Below are 15234 nucleotides of genomic sequence, written 5' to 3' on the forward strand. Positions count from 1 at the left end.
AGGTCAAGCTGTCCCCGCCTCGCTCACCAGCAGCCGCGCATCGATGCCCGCCATGGCAAAACCGCGTGCCCAGCGCGCCTCGGCGGGTGTATCGTACAGCAATGCCAGGTCACCCGGCACGCTGAACCAGCCATGCCGCGTCATCTCTTCATCGAGCTGTCCCTCGCTCCATCCGGCATAACCGAGCGCGACCACCCAATGGCTCGGCCCCGTCCCCGCGGCGATCGCGCGCAGCACGTCGATCGTCCCACTCAAGGCCCAGCGCCCGGCGACATGGATCGTGTCCTGGCCACCCCAATCGTTCGAGTGAATCACGAAACCGCGGCGCGGTTCGACCGGACCGCCGAAATGGACCGGCGCGTCCGGTGCTTCACCGGGATCGATCTTGAACTGGTCGAGCACCGTATGCAGCCCAAGCCCTTCGATCGTCGCGCCGAGCCCGATGCCGATCGCCCCTTCCCCGTCATGCGCGCAGATCGCGATGACCGCGTGATCGAAGCGCGGATCGCCGATTCCCGGCATGGCGAGGAGAAATTGTCCGGTCAGATACGCTGCACTTTCCATCGCTTCGCCCATAGCCCGGCAGTGATGATGTCGCCAACGCTTGAAATCCCAATGCTTGAAATTTGGGCGAAGCTGCACGAGTTAGGCACGGCCGCGTCCACGCGGCCATCACGCGCCGCAAACAAGCGGCCACAGGAGGATTTCAGCAATGACCATCAGCGTCGGCGATCGCGTACCCAGCCTCACTCTCACCAAGGCAACCGCCAGCGGCCCGGACCAGGTCAGCTCGGACGATTTCTTCAAGGGCCGCAAGGTCGCCGTGGTCGCCGTACCCGGCGCCTTCACCCCGACCTGCTCGGCCCGCCATTTGCCCGGCTTCGTCGACAAGGCCGGCGAGATCAAGGCCAAGGGCGTGGACGAGATCGCCTTCACATCGGTCAATGACGCGTTCGTGATGGGTGCCTGGGGCAAGGCCAGCGACGCCGGCGACATCACCATGCTTGCCGACGGCAATGCCGATTTCGCCAAGGCGCTGGGCCTGACCTTCGATGGGTCGAAATTCGGCATGGGTGAGCGCAGCCAGCGTTACTCGATGATCGTCAATGACGGCGTGGTCGAACAGCTCAATGTCGAGGCACCCGGCGAATTCAACGTCAGCTCGGCCGAATATCTGCTCGGCGAACTCTAAGGTCGTCTCAGCCGCCCCGCGTTTGCGTCCAGCTGCTTTCGGGCAGGGAACGACGCGCGTGGGGCGGTGTTGTTCATACGGATACCGAGAAGGGAATTTGTGATGAGCGACATCAAGCAGGACACAGCAACGGCGGTCGTTGATTCGGTGAAAAAGGCAGCGGGCGAGAAATCGTTTTTCGATCAGGCCCGTGAAGCGGTCGGATCTGCCTTCGACTCGACCGTTGAAGCGGTCGGGTCCGCGGTCGAATCGACGATCGAGGCAGCGAAGGAAAATCCGGTTGCGGCGGCAGCGATCGCCACTGGCGCCGCCGCGGCGGTTGCCGGCGCGGCATTCGGCATCAGCAAATTGCTTGACGACGACAAGGATTGACCTGCCCTCCTCCCCTCTCTCGATGAGGGAGGGGAAGTGGCCGCAATGGCCCTATAACCGGCCCGATGACTTGCCAGCGTAACGAAGCTGCCTTAGCGACAGCAGATGACACGTGCAGCAATCATCGTCGCAGAGCTCGACAGGCTCTACACCGCTTCGGTCAAGCGGCTCCAGGGCGCCCTGACCGCCTATATCACCGACGGTACGACGCCCGATCCGAAAAGCCGGACTGACGGATCGTTCGCCTATCCCGAAATCCACTTGCGATATCTCGGCCTGGATGATCGTCCCGCGCCGATCCGCTCGTTCGGCCGATTGGTGACCCCGGGCGAATATCGCATCAGCGTGACCAAGCCGGCGATCTTCGCCGACTATCTGACCGAACAGCTGACTCTGTTGATCGAGGACTACGACGTTGAGGTCGAGGCGGTCGAGGGGCGGCAGGAAATCCCCTTCCCCTATGTGCTCGATGCCGGAAACGCGGTGAGCCTCGACGAAGTGTCGGCATCGGAGCTGGCGCGGCATTTTCCAGCCACCGAACTCGCCTATATCGGCGACGAGATCGCTGACGGACTGTACGACGCGGCGATCCGCCCGCTCGCCCTGTTCGACGGACTGCGCACCGATTTCTCGCTCGCCCGGCTGCGCCACTATACCGGCACGCCGACCGAACATGTCCAGCGCTACATCCTGTTCACCAACTATCACCGCTATGTCGATGAATTCGTCCGCTGGGCGGCATCGCAGCTCGGTGAAGGCAGCCGCTACACCGGCCTGTCCGGTGCGGGCGGGGTGATGATCCATGCCGGCGACGATGCCGACAAGATCGTCAGCGACAGCGCATGGCGGCGCCACCAGATGCCCGCCTATCATTTGATGGCGGAGGACGGCACCGGCATCACCCTGGTCAATATCGGCGTCGGCCCGTCCAATGCGAAGACGATCTGCGATCATCTCGCGGTGATGCGGCCCGAGGCATGGCTGATGATCGGCCATTGCGGCGGCCTGCGCCCCAGCCAGCGCATCGGCGACTATGTCCTGGCCCATGCCTATCTGCGTGACGACCATGTGCTCGACGATGTGTTGCCGCCGGAAATCCCGGTTCCGGCGATCGCTGAAGTGCAAGTCGCGATGGCACGTGCGGCGGAAACCATTTCGGGCCAGTCGGGCGAGGAATTGAAGCGCCGCCTGCGCACCGGCACGATCGTCACCACCGACGATCGCAACTGGGAATTGCGCTATTCGAAATCGGCGCTGCGCTTCTCGCTGTCGCGCGCGGTCGGCATCGACATGGAATCGGCGACCATCGCCGCGCAAGGATATCGCTTCCGCGTTCCCTATGGCACCTTGCTGTGCGTCTCGGACAAGCCCTTGCACGGCGAACTGAAATTGCCCGGCCAGGCCAATCGTTTCTACGAACGCGCGATCAGCGAACATATGCGCATCGGTATCGAAACGTGCGAGGAGCTGCGTCGCGAAGGCGCCAAGCTTCACAGCCGCAAACTGCGCGCGTTCAACGAGCCGCCCTTCCGCTAAAAGGAAACCAACCAGCCCCGGTTGCGTTACGCAAGCTCAACGACTCAGGAATCTCTCATGGCAACGCCCCCGAAGAAGCCGGCTCCCCGTCGCAAGCCCGCCATCACGCGCAAGCCCGCCGCCGCGCGCAAACCCAATGTGGCGCCGCTGGCAGCAGCGGCAGCGACGCCGGCACCGGTCGAGGCCCAGGTGAGCGCCACCAAGCCAAAGACACCGGCCAAGCCGCGCGCTAAAGCGCCGGCTCGGCCAAAGACAACCACGCGCCCCAGCGTCGCGGCAGCCACCATCGCGGCGCGCAATGCCGCCGTAACCACTCTCGACAAGGCGCGTCAGGCCGTGGTCGACGCGTCGCCCGCGAAGAAATGGACCGCCGCCGCGATTCTGGGTGGCATCGGCGCTGCCGTGACCGCCACTTTGCTCACCCTGCGCGGCAGCACGCCCAAGGCCAGACCAGTCAAGAAGACGCCGTCGGCCAAGGGCTCAGATTCCTCAAAATAGAGCGGAACCGGGCGCCCATGACAGGGCGTCCGCCCGATTCAACCGCACGGCGGATTACGGCACAGTAAGAGCCGGCCAGGTGCATCAGGCACCCGGCCGGCTCTTTGACATGACCATCAAAGGAACGGATCCCCGATGCTGTTATCGGGGGAGTCCGATGCTGTTATTGCGCTGGTTCCATGCTGTTATCGATAACAGCATGGATGACAATCAAGCGATTGATAACGAAGGATAATTCTTCCGGGAATTTCCAACTTAACAGCATCGGAAAAATTTCACGCCGGAAACAGCACATAACAGCAGCGTCTTGTTGTCCGATCCGCGACCGGAAACCTCGTCTCTCGGCACAGGTCGCAGCGGCTCGATTCAAAAAACCGCGGTCGCCCCCGCGCCGCGACACGAGGGCGGAACGCGCTTACCAGCCGGTCGGCTTGCCCTTGTTCTGCTCGTCGAGCCAAGTCTTGAGCGGTGCGAAATATTCGACCATCGCCGCACCCGACATTTCCTTCGTGCCGGTGAACGCTTCGAGCGCTTCGGGCCAGGGCTTGGACTGGCCCATCTTCAGCATTGCGTCGAGCTTCGCGCCGACCTCCTTGTTACCATAGAAGGAGCAGCGATGCAGCGGGCCCTTCCAGCCGGACTGGTCGCACGCCGCCTTGTAGAACTGGAACTGCAGCAGCCGTGCGAGGAAGTAGCGCGTGTACGGCACACTCGCCGGGACATGATATTTCGCGCCTGCATCGAACCTGGTCTCGTCCCGCTCGACCGGCGGCGTGATGCCCTGATATTGCAGGCGCAGCGCATTCCATGACGCTTCATAACCCTTCGGCTTGATCGTGCCGGAAAACACACCCCAGCGCCATTTGTCGATCAGCAGCCCGAACGGCAGGAACGCAACCTTGTCCATCGCCTGTTTGAGGAGCAGGCCGGTGTCCTTGTCCGCGCTCGGCACCTTGGCCTTGTCGAGCAGGCCGATCTGCACGAGATAATCGGGCGTGATCGACAAGGCGACGAAATCGCCGATCGCTTCATGGAAGCCGTCATTCGCGCCGTTCAGATACAGCATGGGCTGGTTCTGATAGGCGCGCTGGTAATAATTATGCCCAAGTTCGTGATGGATGGTGACGAAATCGTCGCCATTGACCTTGGTGCACATCTTGATGCGCACGTCATTCTTGTTGTCGAGATCCCAGGCCGAAGCATGGCAGATCACTTCGCGATCGGCCGGCTTGGTGATCTGCGAGCGAGTCCAGAAAGTGTCGGGCAGCGGTGCGAAGCCGAGCGAGGAATAGAAGCCCTCGCCAGTCTTGACCATCTTGACCGGGTCATAGCCCTTGGCCTTCAACAGCTCGCCGGTATCGAAGCCGAGATCGCCGGCGCCCTTGGGCGCGACCAGGTCATAGATGTTACCCCATTCCTGCGCCCACATATTGCCGAGCAGGTCGGCGCGGATCGGGCCGGTCTTGGACTGGACCGCATCGCCATATTTCTCGTTAAGCTTCCAGCGAACATAGGTGTGGAGCGACTGATAGAGCGGCTCGACTTCCTTCCACAGCTTGTCGGTGAGCTTGGCGAATTCCTCCGGGCTCATGTCATAGCCCGAGCGCCACAGCGACCCGACATCCTTGTAGCCCAGCTCGACCGCGCCCTGATTGCCGATCTCGACCATGCGCGCATAATCCTCGCGCATCGGCGCACCGACATTGTCGTGCCAGCTGACCCACATTTCCTTGAGCTTGGCCGGGTCACGCTCCGTGCCCATCGCCGCTTCGATATCGCTGCCGTTGATCGGCTTGCCGGCGAGCGTGCCCTTGCCCTTGCCGTACGAGGACGACATGCGCGTCACGATCGTCGACAGCTCGGTCGCGGCGCCTTCCTTGGTCGGTGCCGGCAAGGTCAGGCCGCCGCGCAGCAGGTCGAGCTTGCGCCGCGTATCGGGCGACAGGCCGGCGACCTTGTCATATCTCGCCGCCTCGAGCGCGAACTTGACCGACAATTCGGTACCGGTGGCGTTGATCCGCGCCGCCATCGCATCGGTGTCTTCGGTGATATAGGTCGCGTTGACCCAATTGACCTGGCTCGACTCGATCGAGAAATCGAACAGCTTCTTCTCCGCCACCGCGACAAAGGCGTCGGCATCGGCGGCGGTCGGTGTGGCTGCGGACGCCTTCGTCGCAGCAGGTTTGTCCTGCTTGTCCTTGGCAAGCGTCGGCGTGGCGGCGATCGCGCAAGCGAGCGCCACGAACGAAATTCCGGTGCGGATCATTGGTAACCCCTGAAACTTGTTGATCGCGCAACCTGTCCGCCACCGCGCTTCCGGTCAAGCCGGGGCGGTCAAGCTGGGGGCGGTCAAGCCGCGAGAAAGTCCGCGATCGCCTGCCCCAGTTCAGGCTTCACCACCGCGCTCATATGGCCACCCGGAACGGTGCGGTAGAGGGCGTCGGGCAAGGTATCGGCCAGTTGCTCGGCGGATCCATTGTCATCGTCTTCCTCGCCCGACAATATGAGCGCCGGCTGGACGATCGCGCGGATCGCCTCGACCGGCGTGTCGACGAACGTGTCGAGGATCCGCAGCAGCGCTTCCGGGTCGCCTTTGCTGGTCTTCAGGAACGCCTCGGCCAGCCATTCCGCCGTGCCGCGCTCAAACGTCCCGAGATTGGTCAGGATATTGCGGAAATGCCCGCCACGGCCGGCGGTATGCATCAGCCCCTGCAGGCCCATGCCAGACACGATGATGCGGCGCGGCGTGGCTCCTTGGACCATCATCCGCACCACGGTGCGCGCGCCGAGCGAATAGCCGCCAAGGTCATAGTCGCTGAGACCGAGATGCTCGATCAGCGCGAAGCCGTCCTTCGCAAGCACATCGGGCGGATAGGACCCGGCGTCATGCGGCTTCGCGCTCGATCCATGCGCGCGCAGGTCGGGCATGATCACGCGGAAGCCGCGCGCGGCGATCGCCGCGGCATGGCCATAGCGAATCCAGTTGGTCTGCGCGTCGGAGAAGAAACCGTGCAGCAGGACCACAACCCTGCCCTCACCAAGCTCGCGCCAGGCGATCCGCGCGCCATCGAAGCTGTCGAAAAATTCCGGCTCAATCGGGGAGTTTGCCAAGGGTTTTCATCCAGCGATCGACAAGGGGTTTGTATTGATCGGCGCGATAGTCGGGCAAATGCCGGGTGTCGAGCCACGCGTCGTGGCGGCTCTCCACCCCGAAATGATGCAGCGGCCGAAAACGCTCCGGTGCATCGAAACTGGCGACGGTCAGGTCGATCTGATCGCCATCGGGAAATTCGAAGGTCAGCGATGTCCCGCAACTGGCGCAAAAGCCCCGGCTGGCGATCGGTGACGACGCATGGCGCTCCGGCTCGCGCGACCAGATCAGCCCCGCGCGCTTCACATTCTTATACGCGACCGAGACATTCCCGACCGCACGCTGGCACATGCGGCAATGACAGAGATAGGCATCATCATCGGCAATCCGCACGGTGTAGCGAATTCGACCACACAGGCATCCGCCCGTTACCTGTTCGTTGATCCGCGCGACACTGTCAGCGGTGGCCTGATCGGTCATCCCATCTCTCCTTTCGGACCATTCTCGCCAACCTGCGCTGCGCTGCAATATTTTTCTCACACCGGCATTGGATTATATAAGCAAGCTTATTATATGCGCACACATGAGCGACTCACTTGGCTTCCTGATCAGCGACGTCTCGCGCCTGATGCGCCGGCGTTTCGACGAGCGCGCCCGGTTGATCGGCGTGACGCGCGCGCAATGGCGCACCCTGTTCGTGGTGTCGCGCAACGAAGGCGCCAACCAGGGCGGCCTCGCCGATATCCTGGAAGTCGAACCGATCACCTTGTGCCGCATGGTCGACCGGCTGGAGGAATCCGGCCTGCTCGAACGCCGCCGCGATCCGGCCGACCGCCGCGCCTGGCAGATCTTCCTCACGCCCAAGGCGCGCCCGCTGCTCGATCAGCTCCGCACGATCGGCGAAGACATGTTCGAGCACGCCCTCGATGGCGTGACTCAGGCGGCGCGCGACGAACTGGTCGCCGCCTTGACGCTGATCCAGACCAATTTGAACGACGCCCCCAAGGGCAAGGAGGCCAGTCATGGCTGATGCAGACCCCAAGATCGATCGCGGCCAGGTCATCGAGATTCCCGCCACCGCGGCGCCTCCCGCCAAGCGTCGCGCTTGGTTGCGCCCATTGCTGATGTTCAGCGTCCCGCTGTTGATCCTCGCGGTCGGCGGCTATTTCTGGCTGACCTCGGGCCGCTATGTTTCGACCGACAATGCCTATGTGAAGCAGGACATGGTGTCGATCAGCCCGGACGTGTCGGGCCGCATCGTGCAGGTCGCGGTGGGGGAGAACCAGCGCGTCAAAGCCGGCGACCTGTTGTTCCGCATCGATCCGGAGCCCTATCGCATCGCGCTGGCGCAGGCCGACGCGGCGATCGCCAATGCCCGGGTCCAGGTCAGCACCATGTCGACCGATGTCGGCGGCGCCGATGCTGACATTGAAAGCGCCCGCGCGGACATCATCCTCGCCCAGGGCACATATGATCGCCAAGTTGCGCTGATGAAGCAGGGCTTCACGACGCGCGCCAGCTTTGACGCGGCCTCGCACGAGCTTGCCGCGAGCAAGGCCAAGCTGGCCACGGCTCAGGCCGCCGTCGCCCGTGCGCGCAGCCAGCTCGGCAGCGGCACCGCCGCGACCGGCGCGCCGGCGGCGATCCAGGCCGCCATGGCGCAGCGTGAACAGGCCGCGCTCAACCTCGCCCGAACCGAAGTCCGCGCGCCGAGCGACGGCATCGTCAGCCAGACCGGCCGCCTGCAGGTCGGCAACATCACGCCGAGCGGCGTACCGGCGCTCAGTATCGTAGTCAGCCAAGGCACCTGGGTCGAGGCGAACTACAAGGAAACCGACCTCAACCATATGGCCGTGGGCCAGCCTGCCGAGATCCGCCTCGACGCCTATCCCGGCCTCAAGGTCAAAGGCCATGTCGCCAGCATTGGCGCGGGCACCGGATCGCAATTCTCGGTCCTCCCGGCACAGAATGCGACCGGCAACTGGGTCAAGGTGACTCAGCGCGTGCCGGTGCGCGTCGCGATTGACGGCAATCCGGCCCGGGCGATGATCGCCGGCCTCAGCGCCGACGTGTCGATCGACACCAAACCCCATGGCTGAAGCCGTCCCCGGCACGCCACTGCTGCCCGTCCGGCAGCGCGGCTTGCTGACCATCGGCGTGATGGGTGCGATGATCATGCAGATCCTCGACACCACCATCGCCAATGTCGCCCTGCCGAAGATGACCACGGCCCTCGGCGCGACCGCCGATACGATCACCTGGGTCCTGACCAGCTATATCGTCGCCTCGGCGATCGCCATCCCGGCGACCGGCTGGCTCTCCGGCCGGTTCGGGTCGCGCAACCTGTTCCTGTTCGCGGTCGGCGGCTTCATCGTCGCATCGATGCTGTGCGGCACCGCCGTCAGCCTCGAAGAGATGGTCGCGTTCCGCATCTTCCAGGGTATCGCCGCCGCGTTCATCGGCCCGCTGTCACAGACCGCCATGCTCGACATCAACGCGCCGGAGAATCAGGCAAAGGCGATGTCGGTCTGGGGCATGGGGCTGATGGTCGGGCCTATCATGGGCCCGGTGATCGGCGGCTGGCTGACCGAAAGCTATAACTGGCGCTGGGTCTTCTACGTCAATCTGCCGGTCGGTCTGGCGACCTTCGCGATCCTGTGGTTCCTCCTTCCCTCACGGCCGCGCGAGAAGCGCGCCTTCGACGTCACCGGCTTCGCGCTGATCGGGCTTGCTGTCGCCAGCTTTCAGCTGATGCTCGATCGCGGGCAGCAGCAGGACTGGTTCTCAAGCTGGGAAATCATCATCGAGGGCGGCGTCGCCCTGGCGGCACTCTGGATGGGCATCGTGCATCTCGCGACCGCGCAGAAGCCATTGTTCGACCGCGCCTTGTTCACCAACCGCAACCTGGTCGTCGGCATGTTCTTCATGGTCGTGATCGGCATTTCCACCATGGCGCCCATGGCCTTGCTGCCGCCGATGCTGCAATCGCTGTTCGGTTATCCGGTGGTCGATACCGGCATCATGCTCGCGCCGCGCGGCGTCGGCGTGCTCATCTCGATGGCGCTTGCCGCGCGGCTGATGGGCAAGGTCGATACGCGAATCGTGATTGCGGCCGGGCTGGTCATCTTCGCCTATTCGCTGCGGCAAATGGCGGGCTGGTCGCTGGAAATGGATTTCTGGCCGGTGATCACCAGCGGCTTCATCCAGGGCATCGGCATGGGCCTGGTCTTCATGCCGCTCAACTCGCTCGCTTTCGCGACCCTCAGCGGCGCGTACCGGACCGACGGCGCCAGCCTGCTCAACCTGATGCGCAGCATCGGCCAGTCGGCGGGCATTTCGATGGTCACCACGCTGCTCGCGCGCAATATCCAGCAGAACCATGCGGACATGGCCAGCCATGTCACCGCGACGACGATCCCGGCGCTCGATCTCGGCGCACTGGACCGTTTCGGCAGCCTGTCCGATGCCGTGTTCGGTTTCGCCGACGGCATGATCAACCAGCAGGCGGCGATGATCTCCTATATCGACGATTTCTACCTGATGGCGTGGATCTCGATCGCGGTGGTGCCGCTCGTCTTCCTGCTGTCGAAGCCGAAGGGCAAGATGGAAGCGGTTCACGCCGAATAGGGGGTGGGACGGGCGCGCTTGCCTTCTCCCGCGTCATTCCCGCGAACGCGGGAATCCCGCTACCTTGCCCCGCACTCAGAAGAAGAAGCGGGATCCCCGCTTTCGCGGGGATGACGTGGAATAATATCCTCCCCCGGCCACGATTCAACCATGGCCCGAGATCAAGCATGTCATCCCTCGCCAGCCCCGAACCGGCGCGCTCTTTCTCACTGTCGGAACCAGCATGCAGCGCGGCGAGCTCAGCCCAGCATCGTCGCGATGAACTCCGCGATCGGCGGCGTTTCCTCGAAGGTCAGCATGTCGTCGGCGATCACCACCCAGGGCTGTTTGCGCTTGACCCACATATGCAGGCGCGGGCTCTGCTGATGGCTCTCGTCCAGCGTTCCGGCGCGCAGCACCACAAGCCCCGGCCGCGCGCTGTTGGTGTTGAAGATGCGGGTGTGACAAATGCCGCACAGGCGCTGATGCGATTCATGCCCGCTCGGATTGATGAAACGATATTCGACCACTGGCCCGGTGACGCTGATCGCGCCTTCCGGCAACAGCGCGCTCTGGCTGAACGCGCTCCCCGCCCAGCTCTGGCAGGTCAGGCAATGACAGCAATACATCGCCGGCGCCTGCTCGAGCGCCAGCAGGTAGCGGACAGCGCCGCAATGACATCCACCCTCCACCGTCATCTCGTCCCGCCCTCTCCTGTCGTCACCGCCCTGCTTGTTTGCCCGGCTCGGCGCGCCATTGCCAGACCATCGCCAGGACCGAACCAAATAGCGCGATCGCCATATCCTTCTGAGCGTCCCACATATCGCCCTGCTGGCCATTATATTCGTTGGCGAGATTGGATGCGACGACAATGGTCAGCAACCATTCGAAAATCTCGTATAACGCACTGACCGCGCCGACGAACAGGAATGCATTCCACAGCGCCGCCCGCCAGCGCGCGCCGGTATAGCGCCAGCTCACTTCGGCATAGAGCGGGACAGCGCAGACGCCGAACGTCAGATGCACCAGCCGGTCGAAATTGTTGCGCGTCATCCCGAACGCGTCGCTGACACTATGCCCGGTCAGTGCCATCGACCAGCGATCATAAGGGACGTTCGAATAGGCGTACCGGCCGGCCAAGGTGTGCAGCAGGAAGAATGCGACCACGGCCAGCACCGCACGGTTGGACAGCGGCCAGCGCGACAGCAGCATCGGCGCGGCAAGGATCAGCACCACGGTCGGAATGTGCTGCAGCGGCGCGATCCCCGGATAGGGCTGGCTGATATTCGCCAGCACGACCGCCGCCGCCAACACCAGCACCATGCGAAGCTGTGGTCGCGGCAACGACCGCCAGCGCGTCACATAGCCCGGCAATATCAGGCCGCCTTTTTCAGATGCCGCCGGCCAAGGAGTTCAGCGATCTGCACCGCGTTGAGTGCCGCCCCTTTGCGCAGATTGTCGCTCACGCACCACAGGGTCAGGCCGTTCTCGACAGTGGAATCCTCACGCACCCGGCTGACGAAGGTGGCGAATTCGCCGACGCACTCGATCGGCGTGATATAGCCGCCATCTTCGCGCTTATCGATCAGCATCACACCCGGCGCCTCGCGCAGGATCGACTGCGCCTGCTCGGCCGAAATCTCGTCCTCGAACTCGATATTGATCGCTTCGCTATGCCCGACGAACACCGGCACGCGCACGCACGTCGCGACCAGCTTGATCTTCGGGTCGAGGATCTTCTTGGTCTCGACCACCATCTTCCACTCCTCCTTGGTCGACCCGTCGTCGAGGAAGCTGTCGATGTGCGGGATCACGTTGAACGCGATCTGCTTGGTGAATTTATGCGGCTCTGCCGGATCGCCGACGAAGATGTTGCGGCTTTGCTCGAACAGCTCGTCCATGCCCTGCTTGCCCGCGCCCGACACCGACTGATAGGTCGCGACGACGACGCGCTTGATCTTCGCCACGTCGTGCAGCGGCTTCAGCACCACGACCATCTGCGCGGTCGAGCAATTCGGGTTGGCGATGATGTTCTTGGCGCGGAAGCCATCGATCGCTTCCGGATTCACTTCGGGCACGATCAGCGGCACGTCCGGGTCCATGCGATAGAGCGACGAATTGTCGATCACCGTGCAGCCGGCCCTGGCGGCAATCGGCGCATAGATGGCGGTCGCTTCGGACCCGATTGCGAACAAGGCCATGTCCCAGCCGTTCCAGTCGAAATGCTCGATATTCTGGACCTTGAACTGTTTGCCGGTGTCGCCGTAATCGACCATCAGTCCCTGACTGCGCGACGACGCCACAACGGCGATCTCGTCCGCCGGAAACTCGCGCTCCGCAAGGATGTTGAGCATTTCGCGCCCGACATTCCCCGTCGCGCCTGCGACCACGACCCGATACCCCATCATCAACTCCAGTTCCGAAAGTTGCGCCGCCGGTACGCCCCGCGCGCCGCACACGCAAGCAAGCGCTGCTTGCCCGCGCCTCAAACCGGCTTGTGCCCTATTTGGCCGGCTTGTTCTTAACCTCGCGATCGAGGAAATTCAGGATCGTCGTCCAGACATGAATGTCGCGCCCCGCGCTATGCGTCTTGCCGGGATAGAGCATCATTTCGAACGGGACATTCTCCGCCTGCATCCTGGCAGCGAATGCCGTGGTGTTGTCGAGCACGACATTGTCGTCGGCCATGCCGTGAATGACCATCAGCGGATCGGCGATCTTCACCGCATCGTCGATCGCGTCGGCAGTGGCATAGGCTTTGGCGTCCTTCCGCGGATCGCCCATATAACGTTCGGTATAATGGGTGTCGTACAATTCCCATTTGGTCACCGGAGCGCCCGAAACGCCCGCCGCATAGACGCCGGGGTTCGCCTCGAGCATCTTCAGTGTCATATATCCGCCATAGGACCAGCCATATGTCGCGATCCTGCTCGCATCGACAAAGGGCTGCTGCTTGAGCCACTGCGCGCCGGTCAGCTGGTCCTCGACCTCGACCGAACCCATCGCGCGGAAGATATGGTCCTCGAACGCGGTGCCGCGATTGGCCGAGCCGCGATTGTCGAGCATGAACACGATCCAGCCCTGCGACACCAGATATTGATGCAGCGCGCTGCCCCATTTGCGGCTGACGGTCTGCGCATGCGGACCGCCATAATGTTCGAAGAATACAGGGTATTTCCGGCCCGGCTCGATCACCGGCGTCAGCATCTGATACTGCAGCGTCGTGCCGTCCGCCGCCGTCAATTCCCCATAGATCGGCGTACGGTGACTTTGCACGAACGGGAAATAGGGATGGCCGGGCTGCAGCGCATTCTCATTAACCCATGACAGCCGCAAACCCGCTGCATCGGCGAGATAGATCTGGGCCGGCTGGGTCGGGCTGGAGCGCGAGACGATGATCCGCGACGCCGACGCATCCATCGTCGCCTCGTTCCACCAGCCCGGACTGGTCCGTCGCGTCACGACATCGGGATGCGCAATATCAACCGAATAGAGCTGCTGTTCGAGCACCCCATCCTTGTTGCCGGTAAAAAAGATCCGCCCCTTCGCTTCGTCGACCCCGACCATGCCGGTAACCACCCACAGCCCCTTGGTCAGTTGAGTCCATTTGCCATTCCTGAAATGATAGAGATGGGCATAACCGTCGCGCTCCGACGTCCAGATGATGCTCCCGTCCCGCAGCGCACGATAGCCGTCGTTGAGATTGATCCAGCTCTTCGGGCCCGATCTTTCACTGAACAATATCGTCGATTTTCCCGTCGCGGGATCGACTTTCAGCATATCGAGCACGGTCTGGTCGCGGTTCTCACGCTGGACGAGCAGCGACCGCCCATCGGGCGTCCAGTCGACACGCGCGAGATAGATGTCGGTTTCGGCGCCGAGATCGACCTTCACGCGCCCCGATCCGTCGGCATTCATCACATGCAACTCGGCCAGCACGTTGGGCGTGCCCGCCGCGGGGTAGCGCTGATCATACACTCTGGTGCCATTCGCGCCGATCGCCGCTCGCGTGACCACCCCGACCGGCGCTTCGTCGAATTTCTCGACCGCGAGGCGCTTGTCGTCCGGCGACCACCAGTAGCCGGTCTTGCGGCCGATTTCCTCCTGGGAGACGAACTCCGCCTCCCCCCAATGCACCGTCCCCGCACCATCATTGGTCAACGCGATTGCTCTGCCGTTCGCCGAGCCGCCCAGCGGCTGTACATACAGATTCTGGTCGCGCACGAAGCCGACGAAACCACCCCGCGGGCTGATCGTCGGATTCAACTCGCCACCCTTGGTCTCGGTCAGGCGCGAGACTTTACCGTCGAGCCCGGCGAGATAGAGATCGCCATCGAGCGGCACGAGGATCGACTTGCCGTCCGGCGACCATTCATAGGCGACGATCCCCTTGGCACTGCCGATGCGGGCGCGTTCGCGTTGCATCTTCTCGGCCTCGGACAGTTCCGCGCCGGTGCCGAGCTTCTTCGAATCGACCAGCATCCACTCCTTGTGGGTCCGCGTATCGAGCGCCCACAGATCGAGCCGATCCTTCTCCTCGGCACGCGGGCGAAGCGAGGTCAGCAAGGAGCCATCGGGCGACAGCTTGAGCTTGCGCGGCTGCGAACCCGCAAGGTCGGGCGATGCAAAGACGCGCTCCAGGGTCAGCTTTTGCGCGGTGGCGACCTCGGTCGCGACGGGGGCTGCGGGCTCAGCAGCCATGACAGGGATAGCCGTCGCGGCGAGCAGAATGCCCGCGAGCGTCCAAGATTTCGGCATCATCCATCTCCAGTCCCGACTTGTCTGCGCCGGCACCGATGGCGGCGGATGCGGCGTTATTACGGGCGGCGGGGAAGACGTAAAGTGGCCAGCGAAGATCAATGCCATGGCGGGCGGCAAGCGCATGGAGTTGCGCCGCAAATGGCTATGCGAAGGGCCGCCCGCGCCGGCTGATCCATCA

General features: G+C 63.3%; 15 protein-coding genes. 7 read left to right on the plus strand and 8 right to left on the minus strand.

Going from position 1 to position 15234, the window contains the following annotated elements; genetic code table 11:
* Positions 1 to 3: 3 nt before the first annotated feature.
* Entirely contained in the window at positions 4 to 564 is a 561-nt protein-coding gene (locus tag OO12_RS09850; RefSeq protein WP_034158567.1) for a YqgE/AlgH family protein, read from the minus strand.
* A gap of 148 nt (positions 565 to 712) precedes the next feature.
* Between OO12_RS09850 and OO12_RS09855 the strand changes: the two genes are divergently transcribed.
* The 4 genes from OO12_RS09855 (at position 713) to OO12_RS09870 (ending at position 3598) form a co-directional block, all read left to right on the plus strand.
* Positions 713 to 1192 (plus strand): peroxiredoxin, encoded by a 480-nt coding sequence (locus OO12_RS09855; RefSeq protein WP_034158459.1) that lies wholly within the window; start codon positions 713 to 715, stop codon positions 1190 to 1192.
* A 102-nt stretch (positions 1193 to 1294) separates the two neighbouring features.
* A complete protein-coding gene (locus tag OO12_RS09860) occupies positions 1295 to 1564 on the plus strand; it encodes a hypothetical protein (RefSeq protein ID WP_034158460.1) in 270 nt (89 codons plus the stop codon).
* A gap of 105 nt (positions 1565 to 1669) precedes the next feature.
* Complete coding sequence (locus OO12_RS09865) at positions 1670 to 3100, plus strand: AMP nucleosidase (RefSeq protein WP_034158461.1); 1431 nt, start codon at positions 1670 to 1672, stop codon at positions 3098 to 3100.
* A 57-nt stretch (positions 3101 to 3157) separates the two neighbouring features.
* Positions 3158 to 3598, plus strand: coding sequence for a hypothetical protein (locus OO12_RS09870; RefSeq protein ID WP_034158462.1), 441 nt, complete (start codon positions 3158 to 3160; stop codon positions 3596 to 3598).
* Positions 3599 to 4013: 415 nt separating this feature from the next.
* Here the strand turns inward: OO12_RS09870 and OO12_RS09875 are convergent, their stop codons facing one another.
* The 3 genes from OO12_RS09875 to OO12_RS09885 form a co-directional block, all read right to left on the minus strand.
* Entirely contained in the window at positions 4014 to 5864 is a 1851-nt protein-coding gene (locus OO12_RS09875) for a M2 family metallopeptidase (protein WP_034158463.1), read from the minus strand.
* Positions 5865 to 5947: 83 nt separating this feature from the next.
* Positions 5948 to 6709, minus strand: coding sequence for an alpha/beta fold hydrolase (locus tag OO12_RS09880; protein WP_034158464.1), 762 nt, complete (start codon positions 6707 to 6709; stop codon positions 5948 to 5950).
* On the minus strand, positions 6690 to 7169 hold the full coding sequence (locus OO12_RS09885) for a GFA family protein (RefSeq protein WP_443024562.1): 480 nt from the start codon (positions 7167 to 7169) through the stop codon (positions 6690 to 6692). Before OO12_RS09885 ends, OO12_RS09880 begins: the two co-directional genes overlap by 20 nt.
* Positions 7170 to 7272: 103 nt before the next feature.
* Between OO12_RS09885 and OO12_RS09890 the strand changes: the two genes are divergently transcribed.
* The 3 genes from OO12_RS09890 to OO12_RS09900 are packed head-to-tail and all read left to right on the plus strand — an operon-like array spanning position 7273 to position 10316.
* Positions 7273 to 7719, plus strand: coding sequence for a MarR family winged helix-turn-helix transcriptional regulator (locus OO12_RS09890; RefSeq protein WP_034158465.1), 447 nt, complete (start codon positions 7273 to 7275; stop codon positions 7717 to 7719).
* Positions 7712 to 8788 carry an HlyD family secretion protein gene (locus OO12_RS09895; protein WP_034158466.1) on the plus strand — a complete coding sequence of 359 codons (1077 nt, stop codon included), beginning with the start codon at positions 7712 to 7714 and terminating at the stop codon, positions 8786 to 8788. Before OO12_RS09890 ends, OO12_RS09895 begins: the two co-directional genes overlap by 8 nt.
* Positions 8781 to 10316 (plus strand): DHA2 family efflux MFS transporter permease subunit, encoded by a 1536-nt coding sequence (locus OO12_RS09900; RefSeq protein ID WP_034158467.1) that lies wholly within the window; start codon positions 8781 to 8783, stop codon positions 10314 to 10316. Before OO12_RS09895 ends, OO12_RS09900 begins: the two co-directional genes overlap by 8 nt.
* A 239-nt stretch (positions 10317 to 10555) precedes the next feature.
* Here the strand turns inward: OO12_RS09900 and OO12_RS09905 are convergent, their stop codons facing one another.
* From OO12_RS09905 to OO12_RS09920, 4 genes are all read right to left on the minus strand, one after another.
* Positions 10556 to 10993, minus strand: a complete 438-nt coding sequence (locus tag OO12_RS09905) for a GFA family protein (RefSeq protein WP_034158468.1) — start codon at positions 10991 to 10993, stop codon at positions 10556 to 10558.
* Between the two features lie 22 nt (positions 10994 to 11015).
* Positions 11016 to 11657 (minus strand): DUF2238 domain-containing protein, encoded by a 642-nt coding sequence (locus OO12_RS09910; RefSeq protein WP_235364733.1) that lies wholly within the window; start codon positions 11655 to 11657, stop codon positions 11016 to 11018.
* Positions 11658 to 11671: 14 nt separating this feature from the next.
* Positions 11672 to 12700, minus strand: a complete 1029-nt coding sequence (locus OO12_RS09915; protein ID WP_034158569.1) for an aspartate-semialdehyde dehydrogenase — start codon at positions 12698 to 12700, stop codon at positions 11672 to 11674.
* Positions 12701 to 12797: 97 nt separating this feature from the next.
* A complete protein-coding gene (locus OO12_RS09920; protein ID WP_034158570.1) occupies positions 12798 to 15053 on the minus strand; it encodes a S9 family peptidase in 2256 nt (751 codons plus the stop codon).
* Positions 15054 to 15234: the final 181 nt, after the last annotated feature.

The organism is Sphingomonas sp. ERG5 (assembly GCF_000803065.1).
Taxonomy (GTDB): domain Bacteria; phylum Pseudomonadota; class Alphaproteobacteria; order Sphingomonadales; family Sphingomonadaceae; genus Sphingomonas.

Coding starts and splice junctions, on each gene's coding strand:
- OO12_RS09920 (WP_034158570.1), bottom strand. CDS start 15,053: ATGCCGAAATCTTGGACGCTCGCGGGCATTCTGCTCGCCGCGACGGCT.
- OO12_RS09900 (WP_034158467.1), top strand. CDS start 8,781: ATGGCTGAAGCCGTCCCCGGCACGCCACTGCTGCCCGTCCGGCAGCGC.
- OO12_RS09895 (WP_034158466.1), top strand. CDS start 7,712: ATGGCTGATGCAGACCCCAAGATCGATCGCGGCCAGGTCATCGAGATT.
- OO12_RS09870 (WP_034158462.1), top strand. CDS start 3,158: ATGGCAACGCCCCCGAAGAAGCCGGCTCCCCGTCGCAAGCCCGCCATC.
- OO12_RS09850 (WP_034158567.1), bottom strand. CDS start 564: ATGGAAAGTGCAGCGTATCTGACCGGACAATTTCTCCTCGCCATGCCG.
- OO12_RS09865 (WP_034158461.1), top strand. CDS start 1,670: ATGACACGTGCAGCAATCATCGTCGCAGAGCTCGACAGGCTCTACACC.
- OO12_RS09915 (WP_034158569.1), bottom strand. CDS start 12,700: ATGGGGTATCGGGTCGTGGTCGCAGGCGCGACGGGGAATGTCGGGCGC.
- OO12_RS09885 (WP_443024562.1), bottom strand. CDS start 7,169: ATGACCGATCAGGCCACCGCTGACAGTGTCGCGCGGATCAACGAACAG.
- OO12_RS09890 (WP_034158465.1), top strand. CDS start 7,273: ATGAGCGACTCACTTGGCTTCCTGATCAGCGACGTCTCGCGCCTGATG.
- OO12_RS09855 (WP_034158459.1), top strand. CDS start 713: ATGACCATCAGCGTCGGCGATCGCGTACCCAGCCTCACTCTCACCAAG.
- OO12_RS09875 (WP_034158463.1), bottom strand. CDS start 5,864: ATGATCCGCACCGGAATTTCGTTCGTGGCGCTCGCTTGCGCGATCGCC.
- OO12_RS09860 (WP_034158460.1), top strand. CDS start 1,295: ATGAGCGACATCAAGCAGGACACAGCAACGGCGGTCGTTGATTCGGTG.
- OO12_RS09905 (WP_034158468.1), bottom strand. CDS start 10,993: ATGACGGTGGAGGGTGGATGTCATTGCGGCGCTGTCCGCTACCTGCTG.